The organism is Microcoleus sp. CAWBG27 (genome assembly GCF_020883145.1).
In the GTDB taxonomy this organism is placed as follows: Bacteria; Cyanobacteriota; Cyanobacteriia; order Cyanobacteriales; family Microcoleaceae; genus Microcoleus.
In genome coordinates, this window is record NZ_JAHREU010000024.1 from 76,407 (window position 1) to 94,767 (window position 18,361).

Annotated in this window: 9 protein-coding genes; all 9 read right to left on the reverse strand. The window is 47.2% G+C overall.

Going from position 1 to position 18,361, the window contains the following annotated elements; translation table 11 throughout:
* Positions 1-89 precede the first annotated feature (89 nt).
* Positions 90-1,664: an ATP-binding protein gene (locus QZ938_RS15570; RefSeq protein WP_293354361.1), complete on the reverse strand. Its 1,575-nt coding sequence runs from the start codon at positions 1,662-1,664 to the stop codon at positions 90-92.
* Between the two features lie 257 nt (positions 1,665-1,921).
* Complete coding sequence (locus tag QZ938_RS15575) at positions 1,922-9,052, reverse strand: Ig-like domain-containing protein (RefSeq protein ID WP_293365578.1); 7,131 nt, start codon at positions 9,050-9,052, stop codon at positions 1,922-1,924.
* Positions 9,053-9,465: 413 nt separating this feature from the next.
* Positions 9,466-9,678, reverse strand: coding sequence for a hypothetical protein (locus QZ938_RS15580; protein WP_293354367.1), 213 nt, complete (start codon positions 9,676-9,678; stop codon positions 9,466-9,468).
* Positions 9,679-9,849: 171 nt separating this feature from the next.
* Positions 9,850-11,172, reverse strand: a complete 1,323-nt coding sequence (locus QZ938_RS15585) for a CO2 hydration protein (RefSeq protein ID WP_293147387.1) — start codon at positions 11,170-11,172, stop codon at positions 9,850-9,852.
* 102 nt (positions 11,173-11,274) lie between these two features.
* Positions 11,275-11,820, reverse strand: a complete 546-nt coding sequence (locus QZ938_RS33060) for a CDP-alcohol phosphatidyltransferase family protein (RefSeq protein WP_363318897.1) — start codon at positions 11,818-11,820, stop codon at positions 11,275-11,277.
* A 167-nt stretch (positions 11,821-11,987) separates the two neighbouring features.
* Positions 11,988-13,508: an NADH-quinone oxidoreductase subunit M gene (locus QZ938_RS15595; protein ID WP_293147384.1), complete on the reverse strand. Its 1,521-nt coding sequence runs from the start codon at positions 13,506-13,508 to the stop codon at positions 11,988-11,990.
* A 107-nt stretch (positions 13,509-13,615) separates the two neighbouring features.
* Positions 13,616-14,335, reverse strand: coding sequence for a carbonic anhydrase (locus tag QZ938_RS15600; protein WP_293354375.1), 720 nt, complete (start codon positions 14,333-14,335; stop codon positions 13,616-13,618).
* 105 nt (positions 14,336-14,440) lie between these two features.
* Positions 14,441-16,300: an NAD(P)H-quinone oxidoreductase subunit F gene (locus QZ938_RS15605; protein ID WP_293354371.1), complete on the reverse strand. Its 1,860-nt coding sequence runs from the start codon at positions 16,298-16,300 to the stop codon at positions 14,441-14,443.
* Positions 16,301-17,129: 829 nt separating this feature from the next.
* Positions 17,130-18,092, reverse strand: a complete 963-nt coding sequence (locus QZ938_RS15610) for a glycosyltransferase (RefSeq protein ID WP_293354373.1) — start codon at positions 18,090-18,092, stop codon at positions 17,130-17,132.
* Between the last annotated feature and the right edge of the window lie 269 nt (positions 18,093-18,361).

The window sequence follows — 18,361 nt, forward strand, 5'->3', positions numbered from 1 at the left end:
CAACATACCTTTCGCAAGCTTAGACAATTTTCTGTTACCATAAAGTTTTTTGAACATTTTATAACTCTCTAAACTTGCAGAAGAAATCATCACGCCCGAATGACTGTAATCTCTCGCCCTAATGGACTAAGATGAATTTCAGTTTTCAGCCGTTCTTCCAATTCTAGTGCATTGTCTCTGCGATCGAAAATCACCAACCAACCCTCATCTTGTCCCAATCTCGCTAAATACCCATCCAACTGTTCCAATCCTTTACTCAAAGGATACTCCTGCGGAGTCGCTGCGCTAACGACTTTCCTATTCCGCCAAACCTTCAATTCAATTCCCAATGTGACTTCACCATAACGCAAACACAGATCCATGCGATCGCGCCCAATCGCATATTCTCTCTCTAACGTTCCCCCACCATTAATCACCCGATGCAGAAACGCCATCAACACCAAATGTGGCGCAATTTCGGGATAAGATGCACTTTTGAGCAACGGTTCGCCATGTTGCAGCCAAAAAGCGAGAAAAGCCTTGAGAAGGGCATCTGTGTTTAATTCTCCGTTGGCACCCAACCAACTGGGACTGATAATCGGTAAACTATCTTGGGGGCCTTGGGCTAAAACTCGCGGTAGCACTTCTCGATAAATCGGATTGGCAATGACTAGCCCCCCAGCCGGATCGCGTCTGAGTAAACCCAAGTCTACCAAGTATTGGCGATCGTCATTGGAAGACTCTGGCAATTCTCGTCCGGCTAAAATCGGCTCGATAATGGCTTTGACTCGGTTTTCTCGGAGTTTTTCTGCTAAGCTATCTAAATGCGTATCTTGTCGTTTAATCAGAATCTCTTTAGCGGTTAAAATATCTTCGGCTATAATTTCTATTGATTCATCAGTGACTAACTCTTCTACTATTTCTTTAGCTAACGCATTGACTAACCAAGGTTGTCCCTGAGTGAGTTCAAAGGCTAAAGCTGCGGCTTCTGGAGTAAAAACTTGTCCGGTATCTTCTGTATGTTGATTGTAGAGTTCGACCACTTCAGCAGCATTGAAATTCCGCATAGTGAGGGAACGAACTTTAATATTAAATGGACTAGAAGTATTAAGCCTGTCACTGCCGCCTGCCGCCACTTTATAATCTCTGACATCTCGCAAACCTACTAAACCAACTGATTGAGGAAAAGCGTTTGGACGATTGGGATAACCATCGCGTAATTGACGTAGAATAGAAATTAAAGCTTGGTCTTGTAATGCGTCAATTTCGTCAATCAAAATAACTAAAGGACGGGGAGAAGACTGTGCCCACAGTTGCAAAGCTGCCCTAATTTTTTGTCCCGACTCGATGCTTGTCCAATCTGGAGGTTGAAGTTCCCCTGGAAGGCGAAAAGCAATATTATTTCGCCAAGCGCCGAGAATAGCATTTTCTGCGCCAGGAATATCTTGACTGAAAGGTGCGCCTACTTCAACTGACAGCATGACAGCGGTATATTGTCCGCTTTCGGTGAGTTTTTTGGCTAAGGACAACATGGCAGTGGTTTTGCCGATTTGTCGGGGTGCGTGGATGACGAAATAGTTTTCCTGGGCAATCAGTCTTTCTAGGTTGGGGATTCGACTGGTTGCAGACAGCATATAGTGGATATCAGCGCGGCAGGGGCCAGCGGTATTGAACCATCTAGGCATAGCTAAATTGGGGTTTCAACAGTTGACAGTTGACAGTTGACAGTTGACAGCTACCTTTACCCTTAAGTCCGAGGATTGGAGTAATGAATAGTCTGATTTTAATTTATCCCGATCGCGATTTGGGCTTTCAACCAATTCTTTCTGGTAAGGAGGGGATACTTTTAGTTTAGCTTGCGGTTGTCAGAAGGACGATCGCACCCCAGCGCCAGCAATTGCGATTTTGCACCCTCGAAGCGGTTTCAACCGCTATCTTCAATCTACAAACCCAACTCAATTACTGTAAAATCTTGTTGGGTGATGAAATCAGCTTGCACGCCGTTGAGAGTAGCTAATATTTGATCTGTGTTGGCAATTTTGATTAAAGTTGCACCGCCATTTTGAACTATGCTGAGTCGATCGACCTTTAAGCCTCCCGTCAAAACCAATAAATCCTCACCTTGCCTAAAATCAGCTATTACATCGCTACTTTCACCCGCAGTCAACAAAAAGTAATCGCGCCCGCTTCCCCCTTGCAGCGTATCTTGTCCTAAATCTCCAATCAACCAGTCGTCACCACTTCCTCCCATCAAAGTATCATTACCCTTGCCACCGTAAAGAGTATCGTTACCCTCACCGCCACACAATTTATCCGCATATTCGCCACCAAAAATTAGATCCTTGCCACTACCGCCACATAAATAATCTTTTTGACTGCTACCATCCGTCGGAATATTGTTAATATCTCCGAAAATTGTATCGTCGCCGTCGCCACCGCAGATCGTATCACTTCCCAAATCTCCTAACAGCAAATCATTGCCGGATTCGCCGCAAATTAGATCGTTATCTTTGCCGCCGTGGATGGTGTCATTGCCCTCGCCACCAACAAGAGTATCTTCGCTTTCTTGCCCGTATAAAAGGTCGTTGCCATCATCCCCAAACAGCAAATCTTTTCCTGTTAAATCACCATCAGACGAGTCAGAAGTGCCACCAAATAAACTGTCATTACCTCGATCGCCAAACAAGGTATCGTTGCCTTTGTCGCCCCAAACTATGTCATCATCTTTGCCTGCGATCGCCCGATCGTCATTTTTGCCCGCATAAATAACATCATTCCCAGCGTCCCCGACAATGTAGTCGTTATCTTCGTTGCCAAATATCGTGTCGCTGTCTGCATCCGCGCCCACAGAAACTGGACTGAGAAGGCCGCCGTAAATATTGTCTCTGCCGAATAAGCCAATTAGCAAGTCGTTGCCACTAAAACCGTTGATGCTGTCATTAATATCGCTGCCGGTAAGAGTATCTTTACCGTCAGTACCGTTGAGGGTGTTTGCAGCGATGTTGGGGCCGTCCGTGGCTGTGCGATCGGGTAAATTGATTCGATCGCACATACAGTCTTCAACAGCAGTAGGAATTACCGCAGGTATTGGGGTTTCGGTTGGTGGAGGTGCGATGGGAACGATCGGCATTTCTCCAGGCGTTGGTGTCGGCGTGGGAGTTTCCGCTGGCGTCGGAGTGGGAATTGCGATCGGTGTGCGAATGGGTGCGATCGGCGTCGGAGTTGGAGTGGGTGTTGCGATCGGAGTTGGCGTTGGTGTGGGAGTTTCCGCTGGCGCGGGAGTGGGAATTGCGATCGGATTTGGCGTCGGTGTGGGAGTTTCCGTTGGCGTGGGAGTGGGAATTGCGATCGGAGTTGGTGTCGGTGTGGGAGTTTCCGCTGGTGTGGGAGTGGGAATTGCGATCGGATTTGGCGTGGGAGTGGGAGTTTCCGCTGGTGTGGGAGTGGGAATTGCGATCGGAGTGGGAGTTGGAGTGGGAGTTGGAGTGGGAGTTGGAATGGGAGTTGGCGTGGGAGTATTGTCTAAAATAGTCAAAATAGCAGTAGAATTCGTTCCCAAAATCGCACCATTGCCAGGCAAACTCAAGCTGAGATTAACAGTTTCATCGCCTTCTACTAAGGAGTCATCAAGAATTGGTACAGTAAAACTTTTCTGAGTTTCGCCGATCGCAAAATTCAGCCTACCCGATGCAGCAGTATAATCGTTGCCAGCATTAGCAGTGCCGTTCGACGTACTGTAACTCACACCCGCAGCAACATCAGTATTTGTCCGAATCACAGTAATTGTGGCAGAAGAACCGTTTTCCCTGGCACTGTAGTTAGCGGTACTGAAGTTAAATGTGCTTGCACTCTTGACGCTAATGTTCACTGCAACCGGCGAAGACTCAAGAATTCCATCATTAAGCTTGTATGTAAAGCTGTCTGTCCCCGAGAAGCCAGTATTGGGAGTATAAGTAAAAGAGCCGTTTTTATTTAATATGAGATTGCCTTTGTTGGGCAAAGCAACCGGGGCGGCTGTCAGCGGGTTGCCGTCGGGGTCGATATCATTTGCCAAGACGCCCGCGATCGCATCCACGTTGAGAACACTGCTATCCAATGTACTGTAACTGTCTGGATTGGCGATCGGCGATCGGTTGATGATAGTGATATTGACGGGTACCGAAGCAGACGTTAATACCCCGTCAGAGATGTTGTAACTGAACTTGTCTGTACCAACAAAACCGGGATTCGGAATATAGCTGAAAGAACCGTCAGCCTTGAAATTTACCTTACCGTTGTTGGGCGCCGCATCAAGTTTGGCGGTTAGAAAGTCACCGTCAGAGTCTATGTCATTAGCCAAGAGTCCGGGGGCTGAAATATTGAGTGTCTTGTCGCGGGGAATGGTGTAGCTGTCGCTATTTGCCTGAGGTGGCTGATTGGTGACATTGATACTTACCGGAGTGTCCGCAGTCGTTAAGACTCCATCGCTGATGTTGTAGCTAAATTCCTCCAAGCCGACAAAACCCGGATTCGGAGTATAGCTAAAGGAACCATCAGTGTTGAAATTGACCTTGCCGTTTTTGGGTAATGTTACCAGTTTGGCAGTTAACGGGTCGCTGTTGGGGTCGCTGTCGTTGCCCAAGACTCCGGGGGCTGGAATATTGAGTGTCTTGTTGTGGGGAGTGTTGTAGCGATCGCTATTTGCCTGAGGCTGCTGATTCGTGACATTGATACTTACCGGAGTCTCCGCAGTCGTGGATGCCCCATCGCTGATGTTGTAGCTAAATTCCTCCAAGCCGACAAAACCCGGATTCGGAGTATAGCTAAAGGAACCATCAGTGTTGAAATTGACCTTGCCGTTTTTGGGTAATGTTACCAGTTTGGCAGTTAACGGGTCGCTGTTGGGGTCGCTGTCGTTGCCCAAGACTCCGGGGGCTGGAATATTGAGTGTCTTGTTGTGGGGAGTGTTGTAGCGATCGCTATTTGCCTGAGGCTGCTGATTCGTGACATTGATACTTACCGGAGTCTCCGCAGTCGTGGATGCCCCATCGCTGATGTTGTAGCTAAATTCCTCCAAGCCGACAAAACCCGGATTCGGAGTATAGCTAAAGGAACCATCAGTGTTGAAATTGACCTTGCCGTTTTTGGGTAATGTTACCAGTTTGGCAGTTAACGGGTCGCTGTTGGGGTCGCCGTCGTTGCCCAAGACTCCGGGGGCTGGAATATTGAGTGTCTTGTTGTGGGGAGTGTTGTAGCGATCGCTATTTGCCTGAGGCTGCTGATTCGTGACATTGATCTTGACCGGCACCGAAACAGGTGGGTTGATGCCGTCAGTGACGCTGTAGCTGAAGTTGTCTGTACCGATAAAACCTGGATTGGCAATATAGCTGAAGGAACCGTCAGCCTTGAAATTGACCTTGCCGTTGTTGGGAAGTGACTCCACTGTGGCAGTCAAGGGGTCGCCGTCGGGGTCAATGTCATTGGCCAGGACTCCGGGGGCTGGAACATTCAGTGCCTTGGTGTGGAGAGTTGTATAGTTGTCACTATTTGCTACTGGCGGCTGGTTGGTTAGCAACTTGGTGACGTTGATATTCACCGAAATGGCAGGAGATGCCAATATGCCGTCACTGATGCTGTAGCTGAAAATGTCTGTACCGGCAAAACCCGGATTGGGAGTATAGCTGAAGGAACCATCAGCCTTAAAATCGACCTTGCCATTTTTGGGGCCAGTTGATAAAGTTGCCGTCAGGGGGTCGCCGTCGAGGTCGCTGTCGTTGCCTAAGACGCCTGCGATCGCAGAAATGTTGAGGGCGGTATCAAGTGAGGTACTGTAATTGTCTGTTTGTCCGGCAGGCGGTTGATTGGTGACAGTGAGGTTGACCGCAACAGCCCCAGACGGCGATACTCCGTCGCTGACGCTGTAGCTGAAGTTGTCTGGCCCGGCAAAACCCGCATTCGGAGTATAGCTGAAGGAACCGTCAGCGTTGAAGTTTACTTTGCCGTTGATTGGATTTGACAATAGCTTCGCCGTCAAAATATCGCCGTCAGGGTCGCTGTCGTTGCCTAATACTCCGGGGGCTTGCTGGTTGAATACCTTGGTGTGGGGAATTGTGTATTTGTCTGTTTGTCCAGCAGGTGCCAAGTTGGTGACAGTGAGGTTGACCGCAACAGCCCCAGACGGCGATACTCCGTCGCTGACGCTGTAGCTGAAGTTGTCTGGGCCGGCAAAACCCGCATTGGGAGTATAGCTGAAGGAACCGTCCGCCTTAAAATCAACCTTGCCGTTACTGGGATTTGACAATAACTTGGCTGTCAGGATATCGCCGTCGGGGTCGCTGTCGTTACCTAAAACTCCGGGGGCTTGTTGGTTGAATACCTTGGTGTGGGGAATTGTGTAATTGTCTGTTTGTCCCGCAGGCAGTTGGTTGCTGACATTGAGGTTGACGAAAACAGCCCCAGACGGCGATACTCCGTCGCTGACGCTGTAGGTGAAGCTGTCTGGGCCGGCAAAACCCGCATTCGGAGTATAGCTGAATGAACCGTCACTGTTGAATTTAACCAGGCCGTTGTTTGGGCTTAACAATAATTTGGCAGTCAGGGGGTCGCCGTCGGGGTCGCTGTCGTTGCCTAATACTCCGGGGGCTTGCTGGTTGAATACCTTGGTGTGGGGAATTGTGTAATTGTCTGTTTGTCCAGCAGGTGCCAAGTTGGTGACATTGAGGTTGACGACAACAGCCCCAGACGGCGATACTCCGTCGCTGACGCTGTAGGTGAAGTTGTCTGGCCCGGCAAAACCCGCATTCGGAGTATAGCTGAATGAACCGTCAGCCTTAAAATCGACCTTGCCGTTACTGGGATTTGACAATAGCTTCGCCGTCAAAATATCGCCGTCGGGGTCGCTGTCGTTGCCTAATACTCCGGGGGCTTGCTGGTTGAATACCTTGGTGTGGGGAATCGTGTAATTGTCTGTTTGTCCGGCAGGTGGCTGGTTGGTGAGGTTGATGACGAAAGTTTGATTGGCGGATGTATCGACACCACCGTTAGCTGTACCGCCATTATCTTTGAGATTGATAGCGATCTTAGCACTGCCGATCGCACCCACGGCCGGTGTAAATGTTAGCGTGCCCGCCGAGTCGATCGCAGGCGGTACGCTAAACAAAGCAGCATTGTCATTCCCGACTACTTGAAAAGCCACAGTTTGTCCCGACTCGTTGGCGGGGCCTGGAGAAATTGCCGTCGCCCATCCGGGGACTGTTTGCGGGCTGGAGTTACTCTTGAGAGTGCGATCGCCCCCTTTGACAAACGAAGGTACATCATTGACGGGATTAACTGCAATCGTCGGTGCGATCGAATTAGTGCTAAACGGCGTTGTTCCTCCAGTAACTGAAGCGTTCACACCCACAGTACCGTTACCAACTCCATTCGTTCCATCCCACGCCCGCACCGTAATCGTTGGTTCGCTGCCAGCGATACTGTAATAATTTGGGTTGGGTACAAAGCGGACTTTCGCAGGCGTTTGCAGAGAAACCCGCGTTAAGTTGATGTTAGATTGAGCTGAGTTTGTGTAGTCTCCGAGAAATAGAAAATTAGGAGTTTCATAGGGGTCGATCGCGCCAGTAAATGCAGCATAATTTCGCAGCATCCCCGTTAGTATAACATTATTACTGCCGTCCGAAAGAAAGTAATTGTCGCCTAAAACTTTCAGAGTATAGTTAGTAGCAAGATTTGTATTGTAAGCAGCATTTTCGGCTGCCAGAAATAAGCTATTAAGTTGCCCGCCAGGATTCGGAGTAATTCCATCTGCTTGAGCAAAGATATTGCCCGTAGTTGCAGATAACTGTTGGAAACCGATTTCAATTGCTTTTTTATCGCTGGTAACGGCAACAATACTAAAACCCGCCCGATTCGCATTAGTACGGGATTCCGAGATAATTTGCAGATTAAAAGACAGGCTAAATCCCTGCGTGCGATCGAGCGGCGGAAATAACGAACTTAAGGGATTATTTGTATAGCCAGCATAGATATTATTGGCAGCCGTACTGTTTAAATTAACTCCATTACCGCTTAATATTTCTGAAGCAATAGTGGTAGGAGCAATAATATTTGAGTTTGTCAAAGACAGCCAATTTTGAGAATTGGGAGTGCTGCCAAGCAAGCCATTATAAAGAGGCGTCGGGCCGAGTATTGTTGCTGAAATTGGCGACAATGGGCCGAAATTTGTCCAAGTATTGCCATTAGTTGAAAATTGCCAATTGCCGTTAGTATTGTCTGCTGCTGTGACTGCGACACCCAACGGATCGCCATTAACATCAGCGCCTAACTGGCTAGTGATATTGAAAATACTAAAACCCGTGTTAGCTACATTTGCTATGTCTTCATTTATGGCGGTTAAACTATTAGCATTATAATTTGTTAAAGTTGGAGCGCTGTTGACCTGCGGGTTGCGGAGGCTGTTAATATAAATAGTGTTAATTCCGAAATTGGGTACGCCGATCGAACCTACACTATTGACAGCATAATTAGCAGTTTTGTTCACACCGCCGATCGCACTCATGAATTCGACATTACCACCGTTATTACCACCGTTATTCGGAGCGGCAATTTTTACCTTAGCTGCATTGCCAAATGTTTGCAAACCAGTTGTCGGCCAGGCGATCGAATCAACTGAAGTAGTTCCCGTACTGCTAGTATCTACCCAAACAAGATCTGACTCTGCAAAATTTCCTGCAATAGTGTTAGTTGAACCTAAAACATTATTGAGGTACGTACCACCTCTATTGCTAGTTATCAATAATTGAATGTTCCAATCAGCATCAGTTCTTCCGGGAAGTGGATTGTAGGTAATTTCATTCGCTGGAATTACGCTCGAACCGCCCAGCACAATTATTGTTCCTGCCTTGAATACAGGAGCAATACTTCCCATATTTATGAACTGATAAGCAGAATATTTAGCGGTTGTTGGATTCGTTGAATCACCAACAAAAAAAGTTTGCAATTGAGCAGCAGTTAAGTCTTCTGTCAATAGTAGTTCTACGTACTCATCGCCCTGAAAACTGCCGTCACGGCGGAATTCATTAATAATTATCTGTCCCATTTCGATGTGCCTATATTTAATATAAGAATCCAACCGAATGTGGCAAGCACATTCAACTCCGTGCAAAATTCAAGCAGGAGAGTATTTTGTTCTCTACCGATAACCTGCCTTTTAGTTCAGTCGTAGGGTGCGTCAAACTATTTGCTTGACACATCACAAAAAATGTGAAAAGCTAGCGCACCCTACCCGACTGGCGGATTAGATGATTAAGAGATTCACGCAGTAGGGAAAATCTCAGTTTTACATTTACAGTGCTGTCCCCGCTCGCCTATTGTACAATAGGCGAGCGGGGACAGCACTACAATAAAAAAATGCTTTTTACAAAACTGAGATGCTATCTTTGTTTATTGAACCGAGACAACTCGACGCTCGAATTAGACTATTGACAAATTTCTGACCTTACCCATTCCGATTTAACTCTTAAACACTTCATCTTCGATTCCCACCCACCATTCGCCCAGATTCATTAAATCTTGGTGAAGATCGGTAAGTTCTCTAAGATATTCTTCAGTAGAAATCTGCGATCGCCTTTCTTGCAATTTTTTCATCCGGAGTTGCACCAACAGCCACGGTTTGGAAATGCCATCGGTTGCTTCGATATATTGGGCTAAATCTTTGCTGTTCATAGTAATTATTGATTAGTGATTAGTCATTAAGGTTTGTAGTGCGGACTTTAGTCCGCAGCATGAGAACGGACTAAAGTCCGCACTACGAACATCAATAAGGTTTGTAGTGCGGACTTTAGTCCGCAGAATGAGAACGAACTAAAGTCCGCACTACGAATAACTGTCAACTGACTATCTGTAATCAGAAGTCTGAATGTTTTTCAACTTCGCCGCATATTTCATGCCGTATTCCGGGCGGCAAAAGCGATCGATCTGAGACTCAAAAAACGCCCGATTTGCCTTCAAATGTTTCGGATTCGGGTCATCCAAAGGATACAGCAGAGCCGTCCGCAAAGCTTGAATTACCGCCGAAGTAACGCAGTACATCGATCGCTGGAACGTCACCCCAATCTGATTCAGGATATCATCTTCGCCGCGGCATCGGTGTTTGTAGAAATCCATCAAATAAGGCGGCAGGAAGTGCAGCATATCTTGGGCTAGCAGCGTCGGCGGGATGCCGGCAGTTCCTACAGGGAATTTATCTGCATACAAAATACCGTAGTGGAAGTCTTTTTGGTCGTCGGGAACTTCCTTGGCTTGCGCGTTGTAAGATTTGGTTCCCCGGAACGGCGAAGTGCGGTAAAATACCGATTCTACGTAGGGTAGCGCTGCTTCGTACAGCCAAGTGAAACCTTTTGATTTCGGGATGATTTCGTAGGTTTCGCCGTCGATGAGAACGTGGTGGTAAATCGGACGACCGGCGATCGCAAATATACCATTTACCAGGAAATCCATCGCCTGCGGGACAGTCGTAACTTTGCCTTCGTCGTACAAGTCGGAAACTTCAAAAAACACGGGTGCCATTACTTCCCAGAATAAACCGAGATTGCTGTAATAAGACATCTGGCGGCACTGTTCCAAAAACATTTCGGGAAATGCTTTGTGCAGGGCCAGCATGAACGGGTCTTTTTTGAAGTAAGCTTTAATAGCGCGATCGGCATTTGCTTTGTATTCGTCGCTGTCGAGATAGGGGTCAAACTGATTGACAGGAACGTACATCCCCCGGTGCCACAGCATTGACCTCATGCACTCTTCGGCAAATTCCATGTTAATGCGATCGTGCCACAAATGGTGAAACAAACGTGGCTTTTTGCCAGTTTCTCCATTTTCCATGAACTCCAAAAGTTCCGGGTGTGCGCTTCCAGTCCCCCGCCAAATCCGTAAATCTGCACCGTCACCTGAATAGTGATTTTGCAAGTCTAAATACTCCTGGGGTAAGAAGTATTTAAAGAAAGGAAGCGGGTTTAAAAATACCCGTTCCGCGATGTAAAGTAAATCCCGCCAATAGAAATCCATCGGTACCGCGTAGGCCTTCCAAATCGCGATGATTTGCATCAGATTTTCCGGCGTATCTGGAATCATCGCGCCGCCAGCTTCCAGTCTGTGAATGATTTCGGCAAATTCGTGTTTGGAAGGAGGCAGTTTAGTTGCTGGTTTACTAGGGGTTTGTACCATTTTTAGTTTCTCCTAATGAATAGCAATATTATTTGGACAATTTGAACCCTGAATTCTTATTTTTCTGTCCCGGAAAAGCTGCCTTTTATTCTCAACCCGACTTTAGTCGTTACTGAGGGGATCAGAAATCAATTTTTGACGCAACCGCATAGCATGAAAGACACTCAAAACATCATGCTTCCACTCTGGCAATAGCAGTGTCATAGCAATCTCTTCTACAGTATGAATGATGCCAGAAATAATAGCTAGCCACAGGGGAATTCCAGCGTAGTTAAAGCCGAAAAGAGCAATAGTAGCAATGAACAGAGTTATTCCCCAAAATTTAGCGGAGTAGGTGTGGTAGCTGGCTGGTTTACCATATTTTAGCAAATTAACAATCCACCATACCAACTGTACAAAAACTACAGCCAGCAGCGGTACTTGAAAGGCTATTACCAAATCTTTATGCACCAGCCACGCACTGACAAATACGCAGATATAGAAGCAGACATCAGCCCAACTATCGGCTTGACGTAATTGTTGATTACTGACGCCGATGCGTCTGGCAATAATGCCATCGAAGATATCTGAGAAAAACCCAACTAAGTAACCGATGTTGACAGTTGACAGTTGACAGTTGACAGTTGACAGTTGGTTGAAATTACCAATGACTAATGACTAATGACTAATGACTAATGACTAATGATTAATGACTAATGCCCAATGCCCAATGCCCAATGCCCAATGCCCAATGACTGATGACTGCTGTTCGCGAGCGGGGACAGCACTAATGCTGTTCGCGAGCGGGGACAGCACTAATGACTAATGACCAATGACTAATGACTAATAACTGATTTCTGCTGCTGATACTTGACAGCTACTTGAGAATATCTGCCCGTTGATAGAGTTACTGCCATTGCATTTGTAGTGGATTCGCTCCACTTCAGCAGCCACACCGGTTGCACTCCCAAGAAGAAAATGATCGCCGCTAAAACTAGGGCTGGCAGATTTTCGGCAAACTTCACTGGAGGATAGTAAGCCGTGGCATTGTCCAACTTGCCAAAACAAGTGCGGTTGAGCAGAATTACAAAGTAAACTGCTGTTAACCCGGAGGCTAAAATGCACAGTAAAGTCGGAATTGGAAATGTTGAAAAACTGCCTTGAAATACTAAAAATTCGGCGATAAAACCGACTAAACCGGGAATTCCGGCGCTTGCCATGCCGCCCAAAACTAACAGCGAACTTGCTGTGGGTAAACCGCGCATCGGATTCATTAAGCCGTTGAGCACGTCCAAATCCCGGGTACCGGCTTTGGCTTCGATGATGCCTACGAGATAAAACAGCAAGGCTAAAATCAAGCCGTGGCTTACCATTTGCCCGACAGCACCGATTAAGGCGAGTTTGGTGCCGGCGGCGCAGGCGACGAGGATGTAGCCCATATGCCCGATCGAACTATAGGCTACCATGCGCTTGATATCTTTTTGGGCGATCGCGCTTAAAGCACCGTACATCACGCTCACCGTACCGATTATCGCTAAACCAGGAGCGACAATCGACCAAGTTTCGGGGAACATCTGCAAACCAAACCGCACTAAGCCGTAAGTTCCCAATTTCGCCAAAACTCCTCCCAACAGAATTGCTGTTGCTGGCGAAGCTTCGACGTAGGCATCCGGTAGCCAAGTGTGCAGGGGCACTAAAGGAATTTTAATTGCCAACCCAAATAGGACAATTGTTAGCAAGATTAATTGCGTGTTTAAGGGCAAATCTTGAGTAGTAATTGCACTGTAATCGAAGTTTAAAGAGCCGCTCAGCCAAGCTACACCCAAAAATCCTGCTAAAACTAAAAGTCCCGAAACTGCCGTGTAAATCAGAAACTTCATCGCAGCATATTCGCGCTGCTTGCCACCCCAAATCGCAATCAACAGGTAAAAAGGAAGTAATTCTAGTTCGTAAAATAGGACGAACAGCAGCAAATTTTGAGACATCAAAGCTCCCGCCACCCCCGCATTGATCAACAAAATCAAAGCGTAGTAAAGCTGGGGGCGAGCAATGCCTTCACCAGTACCGTAAATCACTAATAGCGTCAGCAATCCGGTTAAAACTAGCAGTGGCAAAGATAAGCCATCAATTCCCAAGTTGTAGCTCAAACCCAATTGCGGAATCCAAGGCAAATATTCTTGAAATTGTAGCCCTGAATTTGTCGTGTCAAATTGAGTAAGCAGCCAGAGATTCAACAGGAAAACGGCAGCAGCAAAGACTGAAGCGACGGAGCGCACCCGCATCGCATTCATTTTTCCGGGCAAGAACCCGACTACCGCAGCGCCCAACGCAGGCAACCAGAGCAATGCACTAAGCATAATGTGTGAAGAGTGAAGAGTAAAGAATCAATTTTGTACGCTTTTGCGCTTAATTAAGTTGAGAATGAGCTGTAAATTTTCACCCTAATTATTCATCGCAAATTACATCAGGACTCAATCAAAATATTGACTGCACCCGTGTCTAAATCGTAATATCCACCAATAACCTTCAGCTTGTTCTCTTCAATTAACTTTGAGATAACTGGAGATGCTTTCAACCTTTTAGTTTGCAGCACCACATTGGCTTTTGAGGCATTTTCTAGACGGTCGCCTGCTTGGCCTTTCGAGCTTTCTACAGCAGGCTTAATTGCTTCGAGCAAACTGCCAATTTGACCGGGAACTTGAGCGCCTTTGATGGTTGCATCTACCGCACCGCAACGTTTGTGGCCGATTACTACCAGCACTTTTGCTCCCAACACCAGTGTGCCAAATTCCAGGCTGCCAATTTCTTCTGGAGTAGCCACATTTCCGGCTACCCGACAGACAAATAAATCGCCCAATCCTTGGTCGAAGATAATCTCAGAAGGAAAGCGGGAATCTGCACAGCCAAGAATAGCAGCAAATGGTTTTTGAGATTTGGCAACTTCGGCAAGGCGAGGTAAGTCTTGGTTCGGACTTTGGCGTTTTCTGTTAACAAACCGCTTGTTCCCCTCCATCAATTTTGCCAAAGCTGCATCGGGACTCATCTCATTTTGAGCAATTGCTGGTTCTGGTGCAGCTACGTCAGCGCCTACTCGTGCTGCTAGTATTCCTGTGCCGATTGCTCCTGCGACAAATTTGAGGGAGTTGCGCCGGGAAAGATTTACTTGTCTGTGATTGTCTTTCATGTATTCTGCCTTGTTGGATTGAGATTTGAAATCTTTATTCAAGACTTCATTTATTTAAGATTTTAGGTTAAAAGTGTCACCTAAAATCTTCAACTTTATATCTCTTTACCCGCCGACAATCAGCGACAGGCGAGCCAACAGAGGCCAGCTTACGAGCAATCCCAAAAGTGCCACTCCGAACAGAATTGTCAGGGCATAAAACTGAGTTTGACCGCTAACGTTGTATTTGAGGCTTTGCCCGCCGAAAACTGTGGCAAAACCGATTAAGTTAACGAATCCGTCAACAATATTGCGATCGAACCAGGATATGATTTGGGAAACCAGACCGACTGCAAATATTACTGTCACGCGGTAAAGTTGGGCGGTGTAAAAGTCGTAGGCAAAGAAGTCTTGCACGGCTTGAGAACCAATTCGCACTGGTTTTTCCCACTTTTCGTTCAGGTAAATAAATGCTCCGGCACCAATGCCGATCGCACTTGACAAAGCTAACAGCCCGGCCGCAGTATAATTTAGAGTTGCCAAAGGCAGCAATTTCCAGGCGGCGAGCAAGTGTGGGACGTGCAAGGTAAACCCCATTAACACTGTCATCGGCAAGACAAAAGGCCAGGCAACTTCGGGCGAACGTTCGGTCATTTGCTTGGGTTTGCCACCGAAAACTAAACCGAAAACGCGCACTAAGCCAAAAGCAGTCACGCCGTTCACAAACAGCACTACTACTAACAGTGAAGGATGAGTTTTAGCAAGCCCGCCTGCTAACTCTGATAAAGCCCAGAAGCAGCCGAAAGGTGGCAGTCCAATCACTCCAGCGGCGCCAACAAGAAACGATATTCCCGATATCGGCCGCTTCGCCCACAAACCGCCGAGATATCGGACATCCTGAGTGATGCTGTTCCAAACTACTGAACCGATGCTCATTACCAACAAACCCATTGCTAGGGTGTAGGCAAAGATTAATGTCAAAGCTGTGTGGGTTTGTCCGGTGCCGACGGCGATAAATACCAAGCCCATGTAAGAGCTAACTATATAGGAAAGCGTGCGCTTGATGTCGATTTGGGCGATCGCAATTAAAGACGCACCCACCGCCGTTGCAGCACCCACAATAATAGTTGTCTTCAGCCCCACGGGCGACAAAGCAATCACGGGCTGCAATTTAATCAAAATCCAAGCGCCGGTTTCCACAACCACCGTGTTCCGCAAAATCGTTGCCGGCAAAGGGCCTTCCATCGCCTCATCCAGCCACAGGTGCAGGGGAAACTGAGCGCATTTGCCCATCGGCCCAGCAATCAAAGTTAAACTCAACAGCGTCGCCACTGTGGGGTCAATGTTTGCAGTCTTGGCCCAAACTGCCAACTCGTCAAAATTCCAAGTTCCAGCCAGCGGCAGAATTGCGACTACTCCCATCAACAGGAATAAGTCTCCTACCCGCTTAGTCAAGAAAGCATCGCGGGCGCCCGTCACCACCAAAGACTGGTTGAACCACAGCCCGATTAGCAGGTAAGTTCCCAGAGTCAGGACTTCCAGAATCATGTAGCTGAAAAACAGAGAGTTGGACAATACCAAGCCGCACATCCCCGCTTCAAACAGCCCCATCAGGGAAAAGAACCTAGCCCAGCCCCAGTCCATTTCCATGTAGCCGACTGCATAAATCTGCGCCAGAAAATTCAGTCCCGTAATCAAAACTGTCGCCCCGACGGTGACAGCAGAGATGTCTACGGGAATGGTTAAGTCTAAACCTGCCACATTCAGCCAGGGAATGAACTGGTGTTGTGCCGGTTGGTTCCAGATAGCTGTCAGGGCGATGACGCCGTGGGCGAAAGCGAAGAGAGTTAAGATGGCGTTCACGTAACCGGAGGGTCTAGGCCCCGTGCGGCGAGTTACTGCTGGAAACCACAATATCGACAGAAATGCGCCGATAAGTGGATAGCAAGGTATAAACCAAACGGTCTGGAGTAGGATTTGAGCCATTGGCACTACCTGTAATTGTTACAAAAATTTAAAAATCTGAGAATAATCTCGACACCAGAAGGCTGAGCTCATTCGCCAGAAGTAAAGATATTTTGGCGGTAAATGCGAGTTTTTCGTCGTTCTGAAACCGCCCGTGGCAAAATACACTTATTAATTTTATATTAAGGATTGCCTGAAATTTTCATAAAAAAGCTCGGTAAGTGGGAAACTCAGAGTCTTTAGACCTGAGAGGGAAACGACGCGGGGGAATGAGAGTCCCCGTCAATCCCCTTACGGGGTTGGAGGGGTATGGTTGCCCCTCCCTTTCGAGGCATAGTTGCCTCAGTCTCCCTTCCGGGGTAATGTTTGCCTCGACCTGGTTATGAAGGCTTGTTAGACCTACGACACTGTTTCAGTGACTTTAAAACTGTTTAATCGCAGGTGACAGAGCGGCAAACTGGCGTCGCATTCGCCGGTGTCATGACCTAAATAACGTCTCCTCGCCATCAAGGGGTCTGGTCAGAACAGCTTGCAATTTCTTGCAAGCTCAGTGGCGTTGATTCCCTGAGTTCCTGACATTTCCTAATTCAGCATACTTAATATACAGATAAATTGTACTTATCGGATGTCAAGCTGGGATTATCAGTATTAGTGTTATTGAAGATTTAGAGGTGTCACATTATACTAAGGAAGATTTGTCAATCCTACTTTTGATATAGATAGGCTTGAACGGAGGGAAAATTACTCAGCAACGCTCGTGTATCAAAGAAGTTCGGATGCTACGATCGCGCTGGCAGAAACCCGATTAAAATTCAAGAGAGCGCTCAAGCGCAACAACGTACCTAAAAGATTAAAGTCGCTCAATTTCCCGAGCTAGTTCTGGGAGTTTGGCTTGTCGCTGTCCGATCGCCCTTGCCCTGACATTTATGAGACCGATCGGCGTATTGAACAAATCTACCAGATCGGCACGGGCGATCGCACATTTAGCAGTAGCAACCGGCAATTCCTTTAACAGCCATCTAGCCAGCCGGTACAAATATTCCCTGGAGGTGAATTCTCGCATCAAATCGACACCGTGGAGTTCGTGCAAATATTTATTCGACTCGCCGTAACGATGCCATTGACTTTGTAACTGTTTTATTGTAGTGCGGTGGCGGTGTCGGGCGATCGCATTTTGGGCAAAATACATTTTATAGGATGTTTCCCGCAAAATCCGCCAGCACAAATCCGCATCGCCACCGCTCGTAAGGTAGGGGCGAAACAAACCCACTTGTGCTAAAATCTGGCGGCGCACAGCTAAGTTAGCCGTTTGACCGTAGGGACAAAAAGGGTGAGCGAGAGTATGTTGTTGAGATAAAGTATTTTCGCGGGCGGCGTGTTTTTCTAAGAGAGTGTTACCAGGGAGGGCGAGGATTTCCCCGCAGGAAATTCCTATTTCTAAGTTAGCGAAGGGTTCGACTAAATTTTGCAACCATTGAGATTCGGGGCGACAGTCTGCGTCGGTAAAGGCGATGATTTCGCCTGTTGAGGCGCGAATTCCTTTGTTTCTGGCGGCGTAGGAACTTTGAATCGTATTTTCGGCGAGATTGCGAATGGTGATTTGATTGAATCCCTCTTGGTTGGGAGATTTGGCTGCTGCTTGAAGGATAGTTGAAGTGCAATCGCGACTTTTGTTGTCTACTAAGAGATATTCTACTCTGTTTGTGGGATAAGTTTGCGATCGCAAACACTCAATTAAATCAGGTAAATCCGTCTCCCCGTTGTAAACAGGTACCACAACCGAAACAAGGGGTAAAAACTGTTCGCTGTTCATTAATCCTCTCTGCTGGTTGTTGAGTCAATCAGGACTGAAGTCCTTACTACGAACCAGTTTGATCGTTCGGACTTCAGTCCTCTCTTACCAGTTTGTAGTGAGGACTTCAGTCCTCTCTTACCAGTTTGATCGTTCGGACTTCAGTCCAATGGCACTGAAAAAGGCTTAATCACCTTCGTAGTCTAGCTTTCAAGACAGAGCGAGGTTCCTGCATTCGACGATACGGTTTCGGTCGGAGTTTCAAAACTCTGGGCTCCGAACGTTCAGGT